General features: G+C 44.0%; 28 protein-coding genes and 1 other annotated feature. Of the genes, 17 read left to right on the top strand and 11 right to left on the bottom strand.

The genetic code is table 11. From position 1 onward, the window contains the following. The first annotated feature begins 3 nt into the window (after window positions 1-3). The 3 genes from rnz to ACXAF2_RS03340 are packed head-to-tail and all read left to right on the top strand — an operon-like array spanning window position 4 to window position 2,262. Window positions 4-930, top strand: a complete 927-nt coding sequence (gene rnz / locus ACXAF2_RS03350; RefSeq protein WP_475139086.1) for a ribonuclease Z — start codon at window positions 4-6, stop codon at window positions 928-930. Window positions 931-940: 10 nt separating this feature from the next. Continuing rightward, entirely contained in the window at window positions 941-1,480 is a 540-nt protein-coding gene (locus tag ACXAF2_RS03345; RefSeq protein WP_475137360.1) for a histidine phosphatase family protein, read from the top strand. A 26-nt stretch (window positions 1,481-1,506) separates the two neighbouring features. Beyond that, complete coding sequence (locus ACXAF2_RS03340) at window positions 1,507-2,262, top strand: GNAT family N-acetyltransferase (RefSeq protein ID WP_475137359.1); 756 nt, start codon at window positions 1,507-1,509, stop codon at window positions 2,260-2,262. 60 nt (window positions 2,263-2,322) lie between these two features. On the opposite strand, the gene namA is transcribed toward ACXAF2_RS03340, so the two are convergent. The 3 genes from namA to proC all read right to left on the bottom strand — a co-directional run bounded on the left by namA (window position 2,323) and on the right by proC (window position 5,482). Then, a complete protein-coding gene (namA, locus tag ACXAF2_RS03335) occupies window positions 2,323-3,339 on the bottom strand; it encodes an NADPH dehydrogenase NamA (protein WP_475137358.1) in 1,017 nt (338 codons plus the stop codon). Window positions 3,340-3,438: 99 nt separating this feature from the next. Beyond that, window positions 3,439-4,590 (bottom strand): glycosyltransferase family 2 protein, encoded by a 1,152-nt coding sequence (locus ACXAF2_RS03330; RefSeq protein ID WP_475137357.1) that lies wholly within the window; start codon window positions 4,588-4,590, stop codon window positions 3,439-3,441. A 73-nt stretch (window positions 4,591-4,663) separates the two neighbouring features. Beyond that, a complete protein-coding gene (gene proC, locus ACXAF2_RS03325; RefSeq protein ID WP_475137356.1) occupies window positions 4,664-5,482 on the bottom strand; it encodes a pyrroline-5-carboxylate reductase in 819 nt (272 codons plus the stop codon). 51 nt (window positions 5,483-5,533) lie between these two features. Next, window positions 5,534-5,756: a binding site (T-box leader), on the bottom strand. 256 nt (window positions 5,757-6,012) lie between these two features. On the opposite strand from proC, the gene ACXAF2_RS03320 reads away from it, so the two are divergent. The 5 genes from ACXAF2_RS03320 to ACXAF2_RS03300 all read left to right on the top strand — a co-directional run bounded on the left by ACXAF2_RS03320 (window position 6,013) and on the right by ACXAF2_RS03300 (window position 10,301). After that, the gene (locus ACXAF2_RS03320; RefSeq protein WP_475137355.1) at window positions 6,013-6,972 is read left to right on the top strand and encodes an MBL fold metallo-hydrolase; all 960 of its coding nucleotides are present in this window, start codon (window positions 6,013-6,015) and stop codon (window positions 6,970-6,972) included. A gap of 16 nt (window positions 6,973-6,988) precedes the next feature. After that, the gene (locus tag ACXAF2_RS03315) at window positions 6,989-7,783 is read left to right on the top strand and encodes an SDR family NAD(P)-dependent oxidoreductase (RefSeq protein WP_475137354.1); all 795 of its coding nucleotides are present in this window, start codon (window positions 6,989-6,991) and stop codon (window positions 7,781-7,783) included. Between the two features lie 49 nt (window positions 7,784-7,832). Then, window positions 7,833-8,357: a DUF3221 domain-containing protein gene (locus ACXAF2_RS03310; protein WP_475137353.1), complete on the top strand. Its 525-nt coding sequence runs from the start codon at window positions 7,833-7,835 to the stop codon at window positions 8,355-8,357. 294 nt (window positions 8,358-8,651) lie between these two features. After that, window positions 8,652-9,503 (top strand): GRP family sugar transporter, encoded by an 852-nt coding sequence (locus ACXAF2_RS03305; protein WP_475139085.1) that lies wholly within the window; start codon window positions 8,652-8,654, stop codon window positions 9,501-9,503. A gap of 12 nt (window positions 9,504-9,515) precedes the next feature. Further along, window positions 9,516-10,301, top strand: coding sequence for a glucose-1-dehydrogenase (locus ACXAF2_RS03300; protein ID WP_475137352.1), 786 nt, complete (start codon window positions 9,516-9,518; stop codon window positions 10,299-10,301). 63 nt (window positions 10,302-10,364) lie between these two features. On the opposite strand, the gene ACXAF2_RS03295 is transcribed toward ACXAF2_RS03300, so the two are convergent. Continuing rightward, complete coding sequence (locus ACXAF2_RS03295) at window positions 10,365-10,667, bottom strand: EthD family reductase (protein ID WP_475137351.1); 303 nt, start codon at window positions 10,665-10,667, stop codon at window positions 10,365-10,367. An 896-nt stretch (window positions 10,668-11,563) separates the two neighbouring features. Between ACXAF2_RS03295 and ACXAF2_RS03290 the strand changes: the two genes are divergently transcribed. Then, on the top strand, window positions 11,564-12,826 hold the full coding sequence (locus ACXAF2_RS03290) for a Y-family DNA polymerase (RefSeq protein ID WP_475137350.1): 1,263 nt from the start codon (window positions 11,564-11,566) through the stop codon (window positions 12,824-12,826). 18 nt (window positions 12,827-12,844) lie between these two features. Continuing rightward, window positions 12,845-13,177 (top strand): YolD-like family protein, encoded by a 333-nt coding sequence (locus tag ACXAF2_RS03285; RefSeq protein WP_427596623.1) that lies wholly within the window; start codon window positions 12,845-12,847, stop codon window positions 13,175-13,177. 54 nt (window positions 13,178-13,231) lie between these two features. On the opposite strand, the gene ACXAF2_RS03280 is transcribed toward ACXAF2_RS03285, so the two are convergent. Further along, window positions 13,232-13,447 (bottom strand): CDGSH iron-sulfur domain-containing protein, encoded by a 216-nt coding sequence (locus tag ACXAF2_RS03280; RefSeq protein ID WP_113967576.1) that lies wholly within the window; start codon window positions 13,445-13,447, stop codon window positions 13,232-13,234. A gap of 133 nt (window positions 13,448-13,580) precedes the next feature. Here ACXAF2_RS03280 and ACXAF2_RS03275 point away from each other — a divergent pair, with 133 nt between their 5' ends. After that, window positions 13,581-13,913 (top strand): iron-sulfur cluster biosynthesis family protein, encoded by a 333-nt coding sequence (locus tag ACXAF2_RS03275; RefSeq protein WP_475137349.1) that lies wholly within the window; start codon window positions 13,581-13,583, stop codon window positions 13,911-13,913. 96 nt (window positions 13,914-14,009) lie between these two features. Here the strand turns inward: ACXAF2_RS03275 and ACXAF2_RS03270 are convergent, their stop codons facing one another. The 4 genes from ACXAF2_RS03270 to ACXAF2_RS03255 all read right to left on the bottom strand — a co-directional run bounded on the left by ACXAF2_RS03270 (window position 14,010) and on the right by ACXAF2_RS03255 (window position 17,060). Continuing rightward, entirely contained in the window at window positions 14,010-14,915 is a 906-nt protein-coding gene (locus ACXAF2_RS03270; RefSeq protein WP_475137348.1) for an aminoglycoside phosphotransferase family protein, read from the bottom strand. Beyond that, window positions 14,912-15,838, bottom strand: coding sequence for an alpha/beta hydrolase (locus ACXAF2_RS03265; protein WP_475137347.1), 927 nt, complete (start codon window positions 15,836-15,838; stop codon window positions 14,912-14,914). Before ACXAF2_RS03265 ends, ACXAF2_RS03270 begins: the two co-directional genes overlap by 4 nt. 128 nt (window positions 15,839-15,966) lie before the next feature. Next, entirely contained in the window at window positions 15,967-16,098 is a 132-nt protein-coding gene (locus ACXAF2_RS03260; RefSeq protein WP_258549516.1) for a hypothetical protein, read from the bottom strand. Between the two features lie 59 nt (window positions 16,099-16,157). Beyond that, window positions 16,158-17,060 (bottom strand): hydroxymethylglutaryl-CoA lyase, encoded by a 903-nt coding sequence (locus tag ACXAF2_RS03255; protein ID WP_475137346.1) that lies wholly within the window; start codon window positions 17,058-17,060, stop codon window positions 16,158-16,160. A 173-nt stretch (window positions 17,061-17,233) separates the two neighbouring features. Here ACXAF2_RS03255 and ACXAF2_RS03250 point away from each other — a divergent pair, with 173 nt between their 5' ends. The 5 genes from ACXAF2_RS03250 (at window position 17,234) to ACXAF2_RS03230 (ending at window position 20,704) form a co-directional block, all read left to right on the top strand. After that, complete coding sequence (locus tag ACXAF2_RS03250) at window positions 17,234-18,421, top strand: acetyl-CoA C-acetyltransferase (protein ID WP_475137345.1); 1,188 nt, start codon at window positions 17,234-17,236, stop codon at window positions 18,419-18,421. A gap of 36 nt (window positions 18,422-18,457) precedes the next feature. Continuing rightward, a complete protein-coding gene (locus ACXAF2_RS03245; RefSeq protein ID WP_475137344.1) occupies window positions 18,458-19,150 on the top strand; it encodes a CoA transferase subunit A in 693 nt (230 codons plus the stop codon). A gap of 18 nt (window positions 19,151-19,168) precedes the next feature. Further along, window positions 19,169-19,831 carry a CoA transferase subunit B gene (locus ACXAF2_RS03240; protein ID WP_475139083.1) on the top strand — a complete coding sequence of 221 codons (663 nt, stop codon included), beginning with the start codon at window positions 19,169-19,171 and terminating at the stop codon, window positions 19,829-19,831. A 115-nt stretch (window positions 19,832-19,946) separates the two neighbouring features. Then, on the top strand, window positions 19,947-20,177 hold the full coding sequence (locus ACXAF2_RS03235) for a YqkE family protein (RefSeq protein ID WP_149157685.1): 231 nt from the start codon (window positions 19,947-19,949) through the stop codon (window positions 20,175-20,177). Continuing rightward, window positions 20,156-20,704: a GrpB family protein gene (locus tag ACXAF2_RS03230; RefSeq protein ID WP_475137343.1), complete on the top strand. Its 549-nt coding sequence runs from the start codon at window positions 20,156-20,158 to the stop codon at window positions 20,702-20,704. The genes ACXAF2_RS03235 and ACXAF2_RS03230 overlap by 22 nt, the downstream gene beginning before the upstream one ends. A gap of 30 nt (window positions 20,705-20,734) precedes the next feature. Here the strand turns inward: ACXAF2_RS03230 and ACXAF2_RS03225 are convergent, their stop codons facing one another. Both ACXAF2_RS03225 and mciZ read right to left on the bottom strand, forming a co-directional pair. Further along, window positions 20,735-21,658, bottom strand: coding sequence for an aldo/keto reductase (locus ACXAF2_RS03225; protein ID WP_475137342.1), 924 nt, complete (start codon window positions 21,656-21,658; stop codon window positions 20,735-20,737). A 79-nt stretch (window positions 21,659-21,737) separates the two neighbouring features. Beyond that, entirely contained in the window at window positions 21,738-21,863 is a 126-nt protein-coding gene (mciZ, locus tag ACXAF2_RS03220; RefSeq protein ID WP_427596633.1) for a Z-ring formation inhibitor MciZ, read from the bottom strand. Window positions 21,864-21,945: 82 nt separating this feature from the next. On the opposite strand from mciZ, the gene ACXAF2_RS03215 reads away from it, so the two are divergent. After that, window positions 21,946-22,494, top strand: a complete 549-nt coding sequence (locus ACXAF2_RS03215; RefSeq protein ID WP_475137341.1) for an NUDIX hydrolase — start codon at window positions 21,946-21,948, stop codon at window positions 22,492-22,494. Window positions 22,495-22,777: the final 283 nt, after the last annotated feature.

Below are 22,777 nucleotides of genomic sequence, written 5' to 3'. Positions count from 1 at the left end.
AAGTTGGAAATATTATTTTTAGGAACCGGGGCAGGGGTACCCGCAAAACTGCGGAATGTGACCAGTATTGCTTTAAAATTATTAGAAGAACGGGGTGCGGTTTGGCTTTTTGATTGTGGGGAAGCAACGCAGCATCAAATTTTACATACTAGCTTGAAACCGAGAAGAATAGAGAAGATTTTCATCACCCACTTACACGGGGATCATATTTATGGGTTGCCAGGATTATTAGGCAGCCGCTCCTTTCAAGGTGGAGAGTCAAAGCTTACAGTATATGGACCTAAGGGCATCAAAGAGTATATTCACGTGTCTCTATCAGTCAGCCGTACGCATCTTCAATATCCCCTGGAAGTGATCGAGATCGAAGAAGGGGCCATTTTTGAAGATGAAGGATTTATTGTAGAGGCGAGGGAGCTGGATCATGCTCTGCCTACCTTCGGATACCGTGTGGTGGAAAAGGATAAACCGGGTGTCCTTCAAGTTGATCAATTACAGGAAAGAGGGATTCAACCTGGACCCGTCTACAGGCAATTGAAATTAGGTGAATCCGTCAAGCTGGAAGACGGCACTGAACTTAATGGAGAGGATTTTCTTGGACCTTCGATTCCAGGACGGGTTGTCACGATTCTTGGAGACACCAGGGTTTGTTCGAGTGCTGTCGATTTAGGTAGGTCAGCAGATGTACTCATTCATGAAGCGACCTTCAATCGTGATCAGGAGGAAATGGCTCGGGAGTATTTCCATTCGACGACAAAGCAAGCCGGAGAGACCGCTTTAAAAGCAGGGGCTAAATTGCTGTTTTTAACCCATATTTCCTCTCGATATGCAAAAGAGTCATGGGAAGAATTGGAGGGGGAAGCAAGGGACGTATTTCCAGAATCATATATCGCAAAAGACTTCATGGAGTATGTAATACCTGTAAAGAAGTGAGGGGAAGCAAATGAAGACAATTTATTTGGTGCGTCATGCGAAAGCCGAGGGGCAGCCTTTTCATTCGCCGTTAACAGAGGTGGGGAAACAGCAAGCAGTCGAACTGGCTGCATTTCTGGAAAACCGATCGATTGAGGCGATCTATTCCAGTCCTTTTGTAAGAGCCATAGATACGATAGCACCCTTTGCCAAAATGTCCGGATTAACGATTCAAGAAGACGATCGCTTGGGAGAAAGAGTGTTAAGTGATCGGGAACTTCCTGATTGGATGGAAAAGTTAAAGGAGAGCTTTGATGACTTTTCACTTGTTTTACCTGGTGGAGAATCGAATGAGCAGGCAATGTGGAGAGCAAGGTCCTTTATAGAAGACATATTAGAAAGAGAAGAAGATCATGTGGTGTGTGTGAGTCATGGAAATTTAACGACGCTGCTTTTAAGATTGTTTGATGGGAAATACGGATATGATGAGCTTTTTGCCCTTTCCAATCCTGATGTATTTGTAGTAAAAGTCGAAGAAGACGCTGTATCTGTTCAACGGGTCTGGGAGTAAGTTCATAGAGGAAAAGGGGAGTACGAATGAAGGAAATCACATTTGACCATATTTACAATCCAGGACATGAAATAAGTGAGAATGATCACTATAAACATATTCATTTTCCAGAAATGTTAACAAGGTATGATAGTAACTTTCTTGAATTCAAAAAACATCCAACCCTGGCTGAATTTAAAGAGGCTGCTCACTTTTTAAGAGAATTTCATCTATCAAAAGGGCAAAAGCATGTGAAATTTTATTTTCCCCAGGATACAAAACTATCAGAGGAATTGATGGATCATTTTTCACGTGAAGGGTATGAATCAGGTTTTAATGAATTATACAGTATAGAACCTGGTCAATTTCCTTCTATAGACGATCATTCTGATATTGAAGTGAAAGTGGTGACCGACAGGGAGTTGGATGCGTACCTGGATTTTCAATATAGGCAGGATTTAGAGTACGGTGAAGCCTTTGCAAATCAAAAGGTCGGCATGCATAAGAAGAATTTTCAAAATCCCCGTTTGATGCAGGTCCTCGCTTTCTATAAGGGGACCCCGGCGGGATCCGTGGATGTGATCGTTGAAGACGGGACAGCAGAAATCGATGGACTCATGGTTCATGAATCGTTTCAAATGAAGGGGATCGGCAGCAGGCTGCAACAGTTCGTCATGAGACAATTCCCTGAAAAAACCGTGATACTGGTAGCGGATGGAGACGATACCCCGAGATTGATGTATCAAAAACAAAATTACCGTTGTTTAGGGTTCAGGTATGAAGCCCAAAAAGTATATGAGTAAAAAAGAGAGTTGCATGTCTGTTGACATGCAACTCTCTTTAAGTCTCTGACAAAACATTTCTTACCAGGCGCGATCATACTGCTTAGGCGCCTCGATCTCTACACCCAGCTCTTTGGCCGCCGTTCTTGGCCAGTAGGGGTCACGAAGTAATTCACGTGCGAGTAAGACGAGGTCGGCACGTTCGTTTCGCAGAATTTCTTCTGCTTGTATACCAGTCGTAATCAGCCCGACTGCACCAGTATCGATCTTCGCTTCTTTTTTAATGGTTTCAGCAAGCTTCACCTGATAACCGGGGAACACCGGAATCCGTGCAGGTACGACGGCACCGGAGCTTACATCGATCAAATCGACTCCTTGTTCCTTCATCCATTGGGCGAACACCACATAGTCTTCAATGTCCAATCCTTCTTCGGTATAGTCTTTCGCAGAAACACGAACAAGGAGAGGTCCTTCCCATACTTGTTGAATTCCATCAATGACTTCACGAAGGAATTGGTAGCGGTTCTCAGCAGATCCGCCATATTCGTCTGTACGTTTATTGGAAAGCGGGGACAGGAATTCGTTGATTAGATACCCATGTGCCCCGTGAATTTCAATCACATCAAAGCCCGCTTTCTTCGCTCTTTCGGCTCCTTTGATGAAGGCAGTGATGGTCTCTTTAATATCATTCGCCGTCATTTCGACAGGTGTTTTCATCTCATCGTTGAACGGGATTGCAGATGGAGCAAGAATGTCCCCTTCGAGAACGGCCTTTCTTCCTGCATGAGCAAGTTGAATGCCTGTCTTCGCACCGTGTTCTTTGATTAATCCCACTAACTCTCTTAATCCCTCAATATGACCGTCATCCCAAATCCCTAAATCTTGCGGGGAGATTCTTCCTTGGGGAGTGACAGCTGTAGCTTCCTGAATGATAAGCCCGACGCCACCCACTGCACGGCTTGTATAGTGAGTACGATGCCAGTTCTCGACTTTTCCATCTTCGTTATGAGAAGAATACATGCACATAGGTGCCATTACAATTCTGTTCTTCAATTCTACATCTTTAAGTGCATATGGTTGAAATAGCTTTGCGTTCATTTCCGATCACCTTCCATGACGTTGTATTTATTTCGGGTTGCTAAATAGTACTGCACATGAATTATAACAACACCTTTTTTGTTAGAAAAGAAATGTGCTTTACTTTCTTTTCGGCTTCAGTTCCTTATATGAATAAACCGTTCCACGCCACTCGATTCCGCCTCGTTTAAAGGTTAAAAACGTAGCTCGTCCGATGGAATAGATAAATAGTAGGGCTGTTACGGGTAATGCAAGAAAAAGAAGAGGAGACTCATTCGTCATCTGCTTTATGACTTTGAAATACGTGATGCCAATGAATAAAATGATCAACAGACTCACGATTCGAATTGAAAGTGACGCTGAAAAAATCGTGATGAAAGGAAGTACGGTAGAGCAGAAGACTCCAAACATGGCAAACACAACGAGAAGTATGGAATAATGCAGGCCTGCAAATGTATTTTTTTCCAATCCGTTGAAGGCTTCTTTCAAGGATCGGTACCATTCCACTTCCAGAGACTGAAGGGCCGTGAGGAAGAATTGTTTTTTATGGTGTTTCTTTATCTGGACCCCCAGCTGCAGATCATCATCGGGCATATGCTTAATTGCTTCGTGAGTACCGATTTCCTCATAAGCCGGACGGGTGATGAGGTTGAAGGCTCCAATGCCCATGCCTGTCTTAGAGGAGGGGTCGTTCGCTTTCCAGGGTCTTTTATAAAAAGAGAAACCGAATAAGAAAAAAGCCACAAAGCATTTTAGCCAAAAGGATCCCGATCGAATATAAGGAGCCAGGGTAACGTGGTCCAGGTTCTGTGATTGAAGAAAGGACACCGCCCTGGATAAGATGGCGGGGTCTGTAAAGATGACGTCGGCATCGGTGAAAAGGATCAGGTCTCCTTTTGCCATTTGATACCCTTTATATAATGCCTGATTTTTCCCCAGCCATCCCTGTTCCAGTGAGTCGATATGAAGGACACTGATTCGTTTATCCAGTTCGACCAAAGCTTCAAGCTTTTCAGGAGTTCCATCTGTTGAACGATCATTGACTACGATCCATTCAATGTGGTGATAGTCCTGTTTCAGCTGCGACAGGATGCTATCTGTTATCGTTTCTTCTTCGTTTTTCGCCGGTACGATGACAGACAGCGGCGGCCCTTGATCTGTATGGGAGAAGTCTTGAATGGAAGAGAGCTTTGATACCCCCCTCCACACATCTATGGTAAGAACCAGCCAGACCACAAGTACAGTGTATAGTAGAATGAGTAGGAAAATCATTGTGCCGACCTTCTTTTTTGCTTTGATTGTATCAATGGAAATATAAATTTGCGAATGATGATGGGTTTTCACCTTATTTCTTTAAAGATTGTTTTTTTAATTCCTTCCCAAGAACTTCAGAACGGCTTTTCGCAGAGGAGATACATTGGAAAAACGCATCTCTAACCTGGTAATCTTCCAATGTGGTGATTCCCGCCTCAGTCGTTCCACCTGGACTGGTCACGTTTCTCCTTAATTCCCGGGCTTCCAAACCGGATTCTTCAAGCATTACACTTGCCCCTGCAATCGTTTGGGTAACGAGGCTTTTAGCGAGTTCCTCCTGCAGACCTAACTCTACTGCCGCGTTCTTAAGTAATTCAGCTACATAATAAATATAAGCAGGGCCGCTGCCCGATAAAGCCGTTATAAGGTCTAATTTTTCTTCCTCTACTTCCACTGCTGTTCCGACGGATTGAAATAGTGTCGTCGTCCATTCTTTCTGGGAGTCAGAAAGGTTCCGGTTGAACGATACTGCCGTAGCTGATTTTCCCACGGCCGCACTTGTATTGGGCATGGCTCTTGCAATGGCTCCGTTAAAGGCGAGTTTGTCGCTAATATGCTCCATGGTGATCCCTGCTAAAACAGAAATGACCAACGTATTCCTTGAAAGGTGGGTCTTAATAGAATCTGCTGCTTCATGAAAGTCTTTTGGCTTCATGGCCAGAATGACGACGTCGTATGGGGAATCATGTTCCACATGACGCACACCGAACTTGTGCACGATTTCATTTAAGCGCTCTTGGTTGCACCGATTGGTTACATGCACGTTTTCATTCTTCAGGACCCCGGCCTTCAGTGCTCCACTCATTAAAGCGTAAGCCATCGACCCTGCTCCAATAAACAATGTCTTCATTTGTTCATTCCTCCTCCATTTTTTCGAAAAAAATAGCAGACCCTCTCATCCATAAAGGACGAAAGGGTCTGCTTCCGTGGTACCACCTTGTTTTGTTCATTCCTCAATGGTTGAAATGAACACACTTCACTTCCAAGTAACGCTGGAAAAACGTTCTGCTTTAAGACGCTCAAAAGGCAGGTTCACAAATAGAGGGGATGACGGTGCCTTTCAGCCGGTGAGCACCGATCTCTAACATCATCTATTCATTACTATTCTTTATCATCGCTTTTTTAATTATTGTTATGTAAGGTGACTTTTTAATAGTAAACGTATATTATAGGTGATTATCATAGAAAGACAGCTTATCTGTCAAGTGTTTATTTCAGTATATTCAATCATTTTAAAAATGACATTTGTTAGGAAAAAATGTACACTATTAAATGAAGAGTCATTCATTTTTTGTTAACATCAAAGAAATGAATGCTTGAAAGGGAAGGGCATGTCGTTTTGACTGCCTACCCTTTTATTATGAAGAATGTGGTGAATTTATGACAACCTTAGTGAATGATATTGCAAAAATTACTCTATCAACTCCATTTGCCGTTGGAGATGTGAATGTTTATTTGGTGAAAGGGGACTCCTTGACGTTGGTGGACGCAGGGCCGCTTACAGACACGGCCTGGGTACAGTTGACCGATCAATTATCCCTTTTGGGGTATACACCTCAAGATATAGAACAAATCGTTCTGACCCATCATCATCCCGATCACGCAGGGTTGCTTGATCGGTTCTCTTCGACGGTCAAAATATATGGGCATTCCTATAACAAGTTTTGGTTGGATCGCAATGACCATTTTCATGAAGTGTATGATCGCTTTTTCCTTCAATTAGGCATTGAATCCGGTTTACCTCAAGAGTATCTTCGAGTAATCCATAAGTTCAAGAGTCCCTTGAAATTTATGGGGAACCGAAAACTGGATATTCAAATTAAGGAAGGGGACGTCATTCCCGGGATGGAAGACTGGACGATCATTGAAACATTAGGGCATGCTCAGAGTCACTTGTCTTTTTACAGGGAGAGTGATGGTGTTCTGATAGCCGGAGATCATATACTTGCGACTATTTCTCCTAATCCTCTCATTGAACCACCTTTTGAAGGGGAGTTTGAACGTTCAAAGCCATTGCTGCAATACAATGCGTCTTTGAAAAAGTTATTGGACTTTCCCATTTCCCTTGCCTACACCGGTCATGGGGACGACATTACGGATGTTCATGGATTAATTCCCAGGAGATTAGGGAAACAGGATGAAAGAGCACGTGGTGTACTCGAAATGATCAAAGGTAATCGTCTGACCGTATTTGACATCTGTAAGGCATTATTTCCTTCCGTCTATCAAAAGGAACTTGGCCTGACACTCTCTGAAACAATCGGACAATTGGATTATCTTGAATCCCTTCATTACATAAAGAAAGAAATGAATGAAGGAATCTATTATTATTTTGCCTAGAAAGATGGGACCAGACATGAACAGAAGAATACAAGGGAAAACCATCGTCATTACCGGTGCCTCTGGAGGGATCGGGGAACAAATGGCCATTAAAGTAGCAGAAAACGGCGGCAATCTTGCCTTGATTGCACGTCGTGTACATCTGCTTGAAGCATTAAAAGAAAAGCTCATGACCGAATACAACTGTAAGGTGGAAGTGTATCCGTTAAATGTCACGGATTACGGCGAAATCCCACGAACCTTCCACACCATCCTGGATGACTTCGGAGCGATTCATGCATTGATCAATAATGCAGGCTATGGAATATTCCAGGAAGCACATGAAACGTCTTTCCAGGATGTAAAGGGAATGATGGATGTGAATGTTCTTGGGCTTATGGCATGTACGGGGGAAGCTCTTCCTTATATGCGTCAACAAGGTTCTGGTCATATCATCAACATTGCCTCTCAGGCAGGTAAGTTTGCTTCGCCAAAATCGAGTGCGTACTCTGCCTCTAAGCATGCTGTACTGGGGTATACGAACAGTTTAAGGATGGAAGCGAAAAGGTACGGTGTGGGGGTGACTGCAGTGAATCCCGGGCCGATTGCCACAGATTTTTTCTCCATTGCCGATGAATCAGGGACGTATGTGAAGAATGTAGAAAAGTTTATGCTTGATCCTGCATATGTCGCTCAAAAAGTCGTGGAAGCCCTTTTTACAAATAGGAGGGAAATCAATCTGCCGCGATGGATGAATGTGGGGAGCGTCATCTATCAATTATTCCCATCTTTTGTAGAAAAAGTAGGAAATAACCTTTTTTTCAAAAAATAGTGAAACCAAATCATGCTCTCATTCGTCTAATCTAATAAGGGGGGAGTCTATGAAGAAGTGTTTGACTGTTCTGATCCTTTGTTTCTGTTTTCTGTTTACCGGTTGTGGACCTTCAACCTCTGTAAATTCATCAAAAGCCAGCGCAAATTTCATAGGCTTTGTGACCCAGCTTGAAGGCAATCAAGTGCTTATTAATGATGTTTGGTTTTCGTTCAGTGACCAAACCGTCATGAAGACAGATAAAGAAAAAAAATTGCATAAAGATGATATAAAGATGGGCAAAAAAGTGAATGTGACGTTTGACGGTGAGCTCAAGGAGTCCTACCCTCGCAGGGCTGCCGCTGATCAATTGGTTTTTCTGACGGATCAACAAAGTAAAACCGAGGAAAGCGTCGTCAGATTAGTTGTGAAAGACCCCCGGTTTTCACAGGTCGTCATCCAATCCATCGAAAAAAATCCCACCGGCTTATATTCATTACGATTCAAGGATCTTTCCATCGACAGAGATGTACACGTCATTGTGAATGTCGAGAATGAGCGAGTGATTGTGCCGATACATACCTCTACAAAATGAGAAATAAGAAAGCGTTGATGATAAACCAGCGCTTTCTTATTTTTGTTTTGAGTACCTCTAATTTCTCCATTTTGATTAAGGACGAAATGCCATATTGTATTCGTTTGTCCATGTGCTACTTTCTTCGCATGCTGATGATCCATATTTCCACCTCACCCAAGTGATTATACCGGACAAAATGAGGGTATGCATCAGAGAGTGGAAAAAATAGTGGTTCTCCTGTCATGAATGGCTAGAATGTTCGTTTCAGAGGAAAACTATGATTATTGTTGGAAAAAAGGATGTGGACGTATGATAGGGATTCTTTTAGCCCTGATCCCCGCAGTAGCATGGGGAAGCCTTGTGTTTGTAAGTGTAAAGCTTGGAGGGAATGCCTACAGTCAAACGGTTGGGATCACCATTGGGTCACTGTTGTTTGCGATGGGCGTATTCTTCATCAAATCCCCGGAATTGACGTTATTTGTGTGGGGAATCGGCTTTATTTCCGGCATTTTCTGGGCTGTCGGACAAGTGAACCAATTAGCGAGTGTGAAATACATAGGTGTTTCGAAAACCGTTCCGATTTCAACGGGAATGCAGCTGATCGGAACGACTCTCTTTGGCGTTTTAGTGTTTAAGGAATGGAAAACGACAGAAACGATCCTCCTCGGTAGCGGAGCCGTTTTCGCTCTGATTATCGGTGTGGTGTTAACATCATTCACACAAAAATCCGACGGAGACAAAGGGGCTCAACTGAAAAAGGGTCTACTCACTTTACTGTTATCCAGTTGCGGATACATAGCCTATGTCGTCATTTTAAGATGGTTTGATATTGACGGATGGGAAGCGATTTTGCCTCAGGCGATTGGAATGTTTATCGGGGCGGTTGTCATTACGTTCAGGCATAAGCCCTTTACAAAATATACGGTACGAAATATCTTGACCGGTCTGATGTGGGCATCGGGGAATCTGGGCTTGCTGCTCGCTCTTCCACGCATCGGGGTGGCAACGAGCTTTTCCCTATCTCAAACAGGGATTGTTATTTCTACCCTTGGAGGTTTGTTTTTCTTAGGTGAAAAGAAATCCAGGAAGCAGATTCTTCTCGTCATTGCAGGATGTATTCTTATCATTATCGGCGGTGTTCTATTAGGCTTTACGAAGGATTAAGGAGGAATGGCTATGTATTCGGATTTAACAGGTAAGGTTGTCGTTATAACAGGAGCAGCTACTGGAATAGGAAAGGCGATTGCGAAACGATTTGCCAGTGAAGGCTGTAAAGTGGTCATTAATTATTTCAAAGAAGAAGAAAATCCTGAAGAACTAGTAAGGGAAATCGAAGAAGCAGGGGGAACAGCCTCCATTATTCAAGGGGATGTGTCAAAAGAAGCAGACGTTCAGAGCTTTGTCCATTTTGCGCACGAGACGTATGGCCGCCTCGACATATATGTCAATAACGCCGGGATTGAAAATGAAGTCCCTTCTGAAAACCTTCCCATTGAAGATTGGCAAAGAGTCATCAACACCAATCTGACCGGTACATTTCTCGGGTGCCGCGAAGCAGCGAAATACATGCTTGATCATAAAGTCAAGGGCTCGATCATCAACGTTTCGTCTGTACATGAAATCATTCCCTGGCCTCACTTTGCTCATTATGCGGCCAGTAAGGGCGGGGTGAAATTATTAATGGAAAGTCTTGCATTAGAATTCGCACCCGATGGAATCCGGGTAAACAACATTGCTCCCGGAGCCATTGATACTCCCATCAATGCCGAAAAATTTTCCGATCCCGAAAAGAAAAAAGGTGTGGAAAAGCTCATTCCAATGGGCTATATCGGGGAACCGGAGCAAATTGCATCCTGTGCAGCCTTTTTGGCTTCAGAGCAGGCAAGTTATGTTACAGGGACCACCCTCATCGCTGATGGGGGCATGACGAAATATCCAGGATTCCAAGCCGGGAGAGGCTGATGGAAAAAGGCCAAAATCAAAATGTGATTTTGGCCTTTTCTGTTTTTCACAGAATAAGTATTCTTAATCGACTATGGTGATAATCGGTGGCTTTTCTAAGTACTTCATGAAGTTCGGAACGTCGTCTTCAACCGCTTTCCATTCTTCTGAAGCAAACGCTTCTTTCATATCCGTTTTGTTTTCAAACTCGATTTCCGTTATTAGGTAGAGTGACAAATCCGTATTCTGATTGGATACCACCCTTTGTACGTTCGCATTTTTTACATGGGGGACCTTTCCTGCAATCGGCATATGGGTGTTAAAGTAATACTCCTCGAATCCCTCTTGATCCTTGGGCTTTTCATACATCACAATCACTTTCGCCATGTTACTCCTCCTCGTCCTGACAATTTGTATTCATTTGAATTTTAGCAATTATAGGAAAATATGACTATGCATTTCGTATCAAAAATCTCGACAGTATTTGACTTTGGCTATCTTTGAAATGGTTGTCGGGCCTGACCAAGCCGCCTTCGCTTTTCTTTTGTCCAGCTCCAGGGCTTAGAGGCTCGAGGTCATAAGTCAAACCTGCCAAAAAGGCAAAAACCCGCCTTTTCAGCAGGTTCGCCTTATGCTTGTCGCCTCTGGGCAAAGCCCTTCCGCTTTTCTTGATGTCCAGCTCCAGGGGCTTGGGGCTCGAGGTCATAAGCCAAGTGACCCAAAAAGGCAAAGAGCGCCTTTCCGGGTCACTCGTCTTATGCTTGTCGCCCCAGGGCGAGCCCCTTCCGCTTTTCTTGTTGTCCAGCTCCGGCGGCTAGTCCCTCGAGGTCACAACTGAAAAATCCCATAAGGCAAAAAGCGCCTTTTGGGATTTTTCAGTTGTGCTTGTCGGGCCTGATCAAGCCGCCTCCGCTTTTCTATTGTCCAGCTCCAGGGGCTTGGGGCTCGAGGTCATAAGCCAAGTGACCCAAAAAGGCAAAGAGCGCCTTTCCGGGTCACTCGTCTTATGCTTGTCGCCCCAGGGCGAGCCCCTTCCGCTTTTCTTGTTGTCCAGCTCCGGCGGCTAGTCCCTCGAGGTCACAACTGAAAAATCCCATAAGGAAAAGCGCCTTTTGGGATTTTTCAGTTGTGCTTGTCGGGCCTGACCAAGCCGCCTCCGCTTTTCTTGTTATTCTCTCTATTTCCATTAATTTTTGTTGAAAGGGAACGTATATTCGGTTAGAATCATAACTATACTATATAAGAACGTTTGTTCTATTTTGGGTAAAATGGAGGACGAATATATGACTGTCGATTACAGTGTGCTGCCACACCATAAGATTCTGTGCATCGATATGAAGAGCTTTTATGCTAGCTGTTCGGCTGTCATGCTGGGTCTCGATCCCCTTGAATGCCATTTGGCCGTAGTAGGGGACAGGGACCGCCAAGGAAGCATTGTGTTAGCGGCATCACCCAGGCTGAAGAAGGACTTTGGGATCAAAACGGGCTCACGGATGTTTGAAATCCCAAAGGACCCGCGCATCCGTCTTGTAGAGCCCAAAATGGCTACGTACGTCAGGATCTCAACCGAGTTGACGCGATTGTTCCATCGCTACGTACCGAAAGATGCCATTCATACGTATAGCGTGGACGAAAGTTTTATCAAGATTGATGGAGCGACGAATCTCTGGGGGGATGCCACGACCATTGCCCGCAAAATCAAGGATGATATGGAAAGGGAGTTTCAGCTGCCGTGCGCCATAGGGATCGGTCCCAATATGCTGTTATCTAAGCTTTGCCTGGATCTCGAAGCAAAGAAAGAGGGGATCGCCGAATGGACCTATGAAGACGTTCCGGAAAAGCTGTGGCCGTTATCGCCTTTACGTGAAATGTGGGGGATTGGCGGACGCTTGGAAAAAACGCTCAATCGCATGGGTATTTTCTCTGTCGGGCAATTGGCGCAGTATGACCTGGAGAAGCTCGAGGCCAAGTTCGGCGTTATGGGAAATCAGCTTTATTACCACGCATGGGGAGTTGATTTATCTGAAATAGGAGCTCCGATCATGGATGGTCAAATCAGCTTTGGCAAGGGGCAGATCCTGCTGCGCGATTATAAGGAGAAAGAGGAAATCAAACGTGTCATTTTAGAAATGTGTGAAGAAGTCGCCAGACGCGCCCGTACCCATCGCAAGGCGGGGAGAACAATAAGTTTTGGCGTCGGTTACAGTCACGAAGAATTTGGTGGAGGGTTTCACCGGTCGCGGACCATCGAGGAGCCGACCAATATCACCATGGATTTATATCGTGTATGCCTGGAGTTGTTTGAAGAGAATTACAACGGGAGAACTGTACGGAAAATCAACATCGCTCTTTCAAATATTGTAGATGATGGGGCCTTGCAGATTTCTTTGTTCGAGCCGAATCGATGGGAGAAGCGGGAGCTGGGGTATGTAGTGGACCGCATCCGAAATAAATATGGATCAGCAGCCCTTCTCCGGGCCGTATCCTATACAGAAGCAGGAACAGCAAGGCATCGTGCCCGCCTGGTGGGTGGACATAAATCGTAAATATAGGAGGTGAGAGAATTGATCCGCGACCGAGGAAGAATCAAATGGACATCTATGATGTTGCCGGAGCACGTGAAATTACTGAGGGATTGGGCAAAGGAAGATACGCACGAGAAGAGGATCGAACTTGACGAGCAGGAACTGGACAGGATGAATGAAGTCGTCGCAGAGGCGATGGAATTTGGTAAATTGGTGTCGATTACTCACTATGTAAAGCACCGTCATCAATTATCGATTGGAACCGTTCATCATGTCGACTCACTGGAAGGGAAGCTGCACGTCGTAGACAGGTTTGAAGACGTACACTATATTCCACTTGCTAGCATTGTCGACATTCGCTTTTTCGATTGACAGCTCAATGAAAAGAGAGACTTCATCCTGGTGAAGTCTCTCTTTTCATTCCATTTACTCTTCGTCCAATACTTTTTCTGCGCGCACACATGATTCGAATTTTCCTTTATGAGACGCGTCACAAAACGGCATGTTTGTAGATAAACCACAACGGCAAAGAGTAAACACTTGTTTCGTTGGAAATACATTTCCGTCAGCATCAATCAGTTCAACGTCGCCACTTACACGAAAAGAACCATTATCGTTCACTTTAATTTGAGCTTTTGCCATGAAAAACCACCCTTTCTAGAAAATACAAAAGAATCCCCCTTATCGATAGTAAAGTGAAAACAGGAAAAATGCAATATTCTAAAGGAAACAAATGAAATGTGATAGGATAAGGGATAGAGGAGGTCGTCGTCGGATGAAAATTGAACTAACCAACGAAGCAACCAAAAAGATTCAAGATAAAATCGGAACCCAGAATGGTCACCTTAAATTGAAATACGATACAGAAGGCTGCGGCTGTGTTGTCAGCGGTATTCCTACCTTATGGTTTGTCCATCACCCTGTTGAAGGTGAAGATATAAAGATAGAAACGAACAGCTATCCGATTCTGGTAGAAAAATCAAAAAGGGTATTCCTAGACGAAGAGTTAAAAATTGATTTTTCTTCACAAAGCAATACGTTTCAGCTAAAGAGTCCTGGCCAGATCATAAATGGGAGAATGAACTTTTTGATGTTTCCGGGAGAATGAAAATAAAAGCCTCAGATCTGAGAACATCGAAGATCCGAGGCTTTTTATAATATAAAACAATTTATGATAAAGCAGCGGTAATTGGTTCTATAGATACTAATCTAGTTCATTCACCAATTCCTCAAACAGGAGGGCCACTGAAACACCAGTCTTCCACCCGTCCATCCCGTCCTCTATCGACCAGTATGCAGATAAAACCGAATGACAGAACCCGTAAAGAATCAACCGTTCATAAGAGAGGGAAAGTAGAGAGGTCATTGTTTGAATTCTGTATCGAAGTAGTTCTATGGGAGCATCCCATTTCTTCCACTCATTTAGCATGAATTGAATACAATCATACTCTCTCTCTCCGATAAGCCCTTTGGGATCAATGGCCGTCCAGCTGGAAGATTCGGAGTAAAGAATGTTTCCGTGATGCAGGTCACCGTGTAGAAGAAAGAGCTCTGTCGAGGTGTTGAGTAACTCAGGAAAGAGGGTTTCAGCTTTTAAGACAAGCTCTTCAGGAATGGGACCGCTTCCACCATTGAATCTTTCCCGCAACCGCCCAATTCCCTTTGACCAGGAGTGAACCGTAGGGTAGGTATGAGAACTGACAGGCTTATGCCATAGTCGTTGGGCTACACGGGTGAAGATATGGAGGACTTCTTCTTCGTGCTCAATAGAATGAAGGGAAAATCCAGGAAACAGACGATCTAAAAGAATCCATCCCTCCTCCTTATTGAAATCGAGAACTTCCACCATGCCCCTTCCTTGAAAATCTTGAAGAGCATGAAACTCATTTGAGAAGTCGTTGTTCGGATACCCGATCTTTAGAACTGCATCCCGTTCATGATCAATTCGGACAGGAACCACAAAATTGTAGCTTAATGAAAAGGGCTCGCCGTAGGTTAAGCACAGCCTTTCTTCCAAAATCACCATAAGCTCTTCCACGTTTGAAATCCATCCTTCACCCGATTCTCCGTACATGGTTTGCATTTTTGACCTGAAATCAGTTGGAATCAAGAAACATCATCCCTTTCATTTAATACAAATTGGTGAAGAAACCGTTGAATCAATTGTTCATATTCCTCAGGGTTGTCATTATACGATTGAGCATGAGTGCCACGGAAATCGAGAAACAGCTCTTTTGGTCCCTGTTTTTTTTCATATAAATCTCTCGTCATTTGAGGCAGGATAAAGTCATCATTTGTACTGTGGATAAATAACACGGGTTTCCTGATATTTTGAACAACCGATATAGGTGATAAATCCTTTAATGTGTACCCTTGTCGCAGCTTTAGTGTGCCACCTACGAGGGGAAGGAGAAATTTTGCCGGCATTTTCACTTCTACACTCATACGATAGGCGAGCTGTTCGCCAAAGTCGGAAAAAGGGCAATCGGCAATATAAAAATTGGCCCGGTCTTCCACACTGCCGGCGTATAAAAGGAGAGTCGCAGCCCCCATGGATTCACCATGGATTCCAAAGAACACGTCGTCCCCTTCACGACGGATCAACTCATCCACAACAGCCTTTAAATCATACTTTTCAAAATATCCGTAACTTGTCGTCTTCCCACCGGACTCCCCATGCCGACGATGATCATAAATCACGGCATTGAATCCCTGTTTGATGAAAAGGTTCATATACTTGATCGAGTTCCATTTGTTTTCTGTAACCCCGTGGGAAAAGATCATGAATTTTTTATGGGGGTGAGGCTTCACAAAAATCGCTTTAATGTTATATCCGTATTGGGAAGGGATCAACACCTCTTCTTTAGGAAGTGAGTCATAATCCTCTTCAATCAGCCTGGTCGATCCTGTTTCACGAGAACGGATAAAGTCATCTCCCTTTTTGGGTAAGTACATAAAACGATTCGTAATATAAATCCCAAGCAGACCTATGGACGAAAGGGTACCGCCAAGGATAGCGAGTTTCTTTTTCATCTTCAACACCTCAAGCAATATCATTCTTACTCATATTGTAGCAAAAGGAGGAAAAAAGAGGAATTTTTGAACAGGGGAATACAAAGAAAAAGTGTCCCTTAAAAAGGGACACTTTCCTGAATGGATATTTAAGATTTAGCATTTTGCCCTTTAGTAGGATGAATGGCTTTTTCAAGTTCTTCCTTAGCCATCGGATTAGAAACCGTATCTGAGTTAGGTTTGCCCTTTTGGCTGAAGCCTTTATCACGTTTTTGACTCATTGAACTCATCTCCTTCTAGTTTTATCTAGATTAGAATGCTCGAAGGAGAAGGAAGGTATTCATGATTGATTTAATTCATACAGGCGGTAGTAACCGCTTTCAATGGGGCGGCTGACATGGGGCTTCACCAGCTCGATGGCATGGGCCAGTTTCCCTAAATCAATTTCGGTGGAGACTCCCATTTCTTCTAACATATATACAACATCCTCAGTTGCTACGTTCCCTGTTGCCCCAGGGGCGAAAGGACAGCCTCCCAGTCCGCCGGCAGAGGTGTCAAAGCGGTCAACTCCCGCTTGAAGCGACGCAAGGATATTAGCAAGTGCCATCTTACGTGTGTCATGGAAATGCGCTGTCAGTAAAGTGTGGGGCAATTCCTGTTTCAGTAACGCAAAGAGATGATATGCTTCAGATGGGTTAGCCCTTCCTATCGTGTCAGCGACGCTCAATTCATCCACACCCAATGAAACAAATTCCTGACAAAGAGAAAGAGTATTCTCTGGTAAGACCTTCCCTTCATATGGGCAGTAGAAAGCAGTGGAGATACAAGCTCTCACGAAGTACCCCCGCTCTTTTAACTCTGAAATCAGAGGGGACAGGCCTTTAAGAGCTTCATCTGTCGTTTTATTAATGTTTTTCTGATTAAACGTATTGCTTACCCCAACAAAAACGGCCACTGATCGACAGCCCGTTTCATATACCCGCTCGATTCCCTTTTTATTGGGTGCGAGAACGATATCTCTTGAATCAATTGTCATGCAGGAGTCGACAATATCACTCGCATCCCTCATCTGGGGAACCCATTTGGGAGACACAAACGAAGTCAGCTCCATTTCCCTGATTCCTGATTGCTTCAGCCGAAGGATAAACTCTTTTTTTACATCAGTCGGAACAAAGTTCTTCTCGTTTTGTAATCCGTCTCTCGGACCTACTTCAATAATCGTTGCTTTTTTAGGTAAATTCATAATTTCCCTCCCTCTTTCATTTTAAGAAAATTTCGACATATAAATCAATATAAAAATTTTTTGACAAATTTAGAGGGATTTAACCGCTTACATAGAATGAGTTAAAGTGGAACTGTTTATAAATGTTAGTCATAGGCAAACCAATCAGTCAGAAGAGAAAGGGAGGAAGAAAGATGTCGAATGAAGTCGTCATTGTGAGCGCCGTGCGCACAGCCATCGGAAGCTTTAACGGAACTTTAAAAGGCATTTCAGCTCCGGAACTTGGAGCGATTGTCATTAAAGATGCCTTAGAGAAGGCTGGATTAAATGCAAGTGATGTAGATGAAGTGATCATGGGGAATGTATTGCAGGCAGGATTAGGTCAAAATCCGGCCCGCCAAGCATCCATCAAAGCGGGACTGCCTGAGCATGTACCTGCCATGACGATAAATAAAGTGTGTGGATCAGGATTAAAAACGGTTCATCTCGCAACGCAGGCCATCCTTGCCGGGGATGCAGATATCATCGTTGCAGGTGGAATGGAAAATATGAGTCAGGCTCCATATTTATTAAAAGGAGCAAGAGAAGGATACAAAATGGGAGACCAGAAGGTGGTCGACAGCATGATTTCCGACGGCTTATGGTGTGCCTTTAATGATTATCATATGGGAGTAACGGCAGAGAATCTATGCGACCGCTATTCCCTTACACGTGAAGAGCAGGACGAATTTGCGGCCTGGAGCCAGCAAAAGGCCGCTGCTGCAATTGAATCCGGCCGATTTGAAGATGAAATCGTACCGGTACATATCCCTCAGCGAAAAGGAGACCCAGTTGTATTCAAGCAGGATGAATTCCCTCGTAAAGGGTCGACTGCCGAGAAGTTATCCGGTCTCCGGGCTGCATTCAAAAAAGATGGCAGTGTAACAGCAGGAAATGCATCCGGTATCAATGATGGAGCCGCTGCCGTTGTCGTCATGTCGAAGAAGAAAGCAGACGAACTGGGCATCACACCTCTAGTGACGATTAAAGGGAACGCCAATGCCGGCGTTGATCCAAGCGTTATGGGGATCGGCCCTGTTGCTGCCGTTAAAAAAGTATTGGAAAAAACAAAGCTGACGATTGAAGATATGGAATTAATTGAAGCAAATGAAGCGTTTGCCGCTCAATCATTAGCGGTGGATAAAGAACTTCAATTCAAAAAGGATGCTCTAAACGTAAACGGTGGAGCCATTGCATTAGGTCACCCGATTGGAGCCAGTGGAACGCGGATTCTGGTGACACTGATTCATGAGATGAAGAAAAGAGGCGTACAAAACGGACTGGCTACCCTTTGTATCGGTGGTGGACAGGGAGTAGCAACAGTCGTTGAACTTCATAAATAAGCAATAGAAAAGATCCAGATTCAAGGAGGGAATACAATGAAAGAAGTATACACTTCATATGACGAAGCGGTGGCAGACATCCACGATGGAGCCACTTTAATGGTTGGAGGATTCGGTCTGTGCGGGATCCCTGAAAAGCTCATTCTTGCCCTTGTAGAAAAAGGTGTGAAAAACCTGACCGTCATTTCAAATAATTGTGGTGTAGACGACTGGGGCTTAGGTTTATTATTGAAAAATAAGCAGATTGATAAAATGATAGGCTCCTATGTCGGGGAAAACAAAGAATTTGAAAGACAGGTCTTATCTGGTGAACTGGAAGTGGAGTTGGTTCCACAAGGTACGCTTGCAGAGAAAATCCGCGCAGGTGGAGCAGGGATTCCTGCATTCTACACGCCGGCAGGAGTCGGGACACCGGTAGCGGAAGGAAAAGAGACCCGCACATTTAATGGAAAAGAATATTTATTAGAAGAAGCCTATACGGCAGACTTCTCACTTGTACGGGCGTGGAAGGCGGACAAGATGGGAAATCTGATTTATAACAAAACGGCTCAAAACTTTAACCCGATGATCGCGGCAGCAGGGAAAGTGACGATCGCTGAAGTAGAAGAGCTTGTTGAAATCGGGGACATAAACCCGAATGAAGTGCATACCCCAAGCATCTACGTGCAGCGACTGATTCAGTCAGATCAGGAAAAACGCATTGAAAGAAGAACTGTGAAACAAGCATAGAGGGGAGAGTGGAACGTGATGGATCGTGCCAAAATGCGTGAAAGAATCGCAAGAAGAGCGGAAAAGGAAATAGAAGATGGTTTCTATGTCAACTTAGGAATCGGGATGCCTACACTGGTAGCCAACTATATTACAGAAAACAAACAGGTTGTTCTTCAATCTGAAAATGGATTACTCGGAATCGGACCATATCCGGCAGAAGATGAAGTCGATGCAGACCTCATCAACGCCGGGAAAGAAACCGTTACGGCGATTCCAGGCTCCTCTTACTTTGATAGCTCGGAATCATTCGGGATGATCCGTGGAGGCCACATCAATATTGCCATCCTGGGTGGGATGGAAGTAGCCGAAAATGGTGATCTTGCCAACTGGATGATACCTGGAAAGATGATCAAAGGTATGGGTGGAGCGATGGATCTCGTCCACGGAGCCCAGCGCATCATCGTCATCATGGAGCACGTGAATAAAGCCGGTGAGAGCAAAATCCTGAAAGAATGCACCTTGCCTCTGACAGGGAAAGGCGTCGTACACCGGATCATCACCGATCGAGCCGTGATGGATGTGACGGATGAAGGCTTGCTGCTTCGTGAAGTTGCCAACGGCTTCTCTGTGGAGGATATCCAATCATCCACAGATGCGACGTTGATTGTAGGAGAAGATGTGAAATTGGAAGCCTATTGATGGAAAGAGTCGGTTATAAGGGGCGTGTCCCCTTTTGACCGGCTTTTTTTGAGCCTGACTTTTGACTAAAACCCAAAAAAGATTTATAACTATGACAGATAGGGGGAATCAGCACATGTCTAAGAAAAAGAAACAGGAAGCAGAAATGACGTTAAAGAATTCGATCAACCAGGATCTATTCGAACAATTAAAGCAGAAAAAGAAAGAGCTTGAAAAAGTAGAGTCTGTGAAAAAGGAAGAAGAGCGTCTAAAAAAAATAGAAGAGAAAAAGCAGCGGGAAAAGAATAAGAGCTTTGAAGAGCTGCTGAATGAAAGCAGCATGGATTGGAAAAGTTACAAGGATTGATGAGGGATGTAAAAGTAGTACCACATCAAGCAGAATGGAAAGAAAAATTCGAAACAGAAAAGCGTTTACTCGAAAAGATTCTCCCGGATGCAACCATCCATCATATCGGCTCGACGTCGGTGCCAGGATTGGCCGCCAAACCGATTATCGATATTCTTATAGAAGTACCTGACCTTGAAAGTATTGATGACCGGACAGAAGAATTCAGCAAACTGGATTTTGTAGGGAAAGGGGAGAATGGTATCCCGAACCGTCGCTACTTCTATAAGGGAGAAGGTAATGAGAGGGCCGTACATCTTCATGTTTTCCCTTATGGAATCAATCATGTGATCAGGCACTTAGCGTTTCGTGATTATTTAAAGGAATATAGTGCGGAAGCAGAGAGATATGGTGAACTGAAATCAAGGCTTGCAAAGAAATTCCCACGTGATATGGAAGGCTACATTCAAGGGAAAGACCAATTTGTGAAGGATTTGGAGAAAAAGGCGGTAAATTGGTATGAAAAAAATAAGCGGGAAGGGAAGTAAGAACCCTGCCCCGCTTATTTTTTTGTACACTCAATCCCTATGTTGCTCATACCGTGATAATTTAGTTAAGTGTTTAAGCATATCCAACGCCTCAGTAGATAATGGCCTTGCATTGACCGCATCAATATTCTCCTGAAGCTGCTGAACGGAACTTGCTCCCGGAACCACGGCTGCAACCGGTTGGTGGGAAAGAATATATTGGAGGGCAAGCTCATTCATTTTGTGCTGGTCGCCCATTTCGCTATGAATGGACTCGATCGTTTCTTGAAGCTCTTGGTAAGAATAGTCCAGATACCCACTCTCTTTCATTTTCGCAGAAGCTTTGGAAAGCATTTTATCAGAAAGAATTCCTTTTGCCAAAGGCCCCCGGGCCACGATACTCACCTTATGCTCATCCAATAGGTCCATCCATTCTTCCGGGCGGCGATCCAGTAAGCTGTACTGCATCATCACGCTCTCTATGGAAGAACTCTTCAGGAATCTCTTAATGACATTCGGCCGGATGGAGGAGATTCCATAATGGCGGATCAAACCTTCACTCTTTAATTCTTCAAATGCCTCGATCGTTTCTTCAAAATGATCTTCAATCGTCCCGCCATGAAGCTGATAAAGATCGATATAGTCGACATTCAGGCGAGATAAGCTATCCTTGACGGCAGACTTGATATAGGATTTGGAAGGATCCCAGCGCCAGCCATCTTCCACGTCATCCCAACGATTTCCTACCTTTGTGGCAAGAATAATGTCATCTCGGACCTCACGGATAGCGTTACCCACTATTTCTTCATTTTGACCAAAGTCATATAAATCAGCGGTATCAAGATAATTGATCCCATTCTCTAAAGCGTGTTGTACAATTTCCTTGGCAGCTTTCTCTTCAGTTCCAAGTGACATACAACCGAGTCCCATCTTTGATACAAGTAAATCGGAACTCCCTATTTGTCTTTTTTCCATTGTATCCGTCCTTTCGACTTTAGCACTCTCTATTATATTAACGAAAGTCGGGACGAATAAACAAAAGATACGGCTGGTTTCAACGATTGGCTTCGATCCATTCCTTCACCGTAGCGTAGGTTTGATTATATTGCTTCAGCTTCTCCCTGATTTCCCATGCCTTACCTACCAGGATGATCCGGTCTTTTTCAGCAATCACCTTCAAGGGGTTTCACCTCGATCCTCGAATGGGATATGGTAAAATGTATGAGGACAAGGTCAATGACAGAACAAGGAGAGTTGAGCGGATGAAAAAATTTGAAGAAAAGACGATTAAAACAGAAACCATCTATCAAGGGAAAATCATTGATCTTCAGGTGGATGAAGTAGAGCTTCCCAATGGAAAGACTTCCAAGAGAGAACTGATTAAGCATCCTGGGGCTGTTGCTGTTATTGCGTTAACACCCGAGGGGAAACTTGTCATGGTGGAACAATATCGCAAAGCGTTGGAGAAATCCATCATCGAAATTCCTGCAGGGAAGCTCGAACCCGGGGAAGAGCCCGGTAAAACAGCCCTTCGCGAATTGGAAGAAGAAACGGGCTACGGATGTGGGAACCTGGAGCATTTGATTTCGTTTTACACGTCTCCCGGATTTGCAGATGAGCTAGTTCATTTGTATATCGCTCACGATCTTTATCCCATTCAGGAATCGAAAGAAACGGATGAAGATGAATTTGTAGAGTTGATTGAAGTAACAGTCGAGGAAGCGGTGCAACTAATAAAGGAACAGCGGATTTACGATGCAAAAACGGCTTATGCCGTTCAATATCTGCAACTGCAGATGCTTACTAATTAAGAGATATATTTGAAAGAAAGCTGGACTCCTTAGGAATAGGAGTTCAGCTTTCTTGCTCTTGGTAAATAATGGTTTATATTGAAGAATTGACGCAATTAAGACTAATTTTGACGCAATAAACGCCAGAATGACGCAATCGGGGCTTCACTTTCCCGTATTCGAAGCGCCCAGCCCCTGTTTTGAGAGCGTATTCTCCCTCAATGAAGTCATTTTTCAGCTGAAAAACTCAAAAGGTAATGGCTTTAACTCTAAATGGACTAAAATGTTCATGGATTCACAATCT

The sequence above is a fragment of the Rossellomorea sp. ABR4_004 genome, from assembly GCF_056159585.1.
Note: the sequence above shows the minus strand (reverse complement) of the source record. Positions and strands in the feature narration are given on the sequence as shown.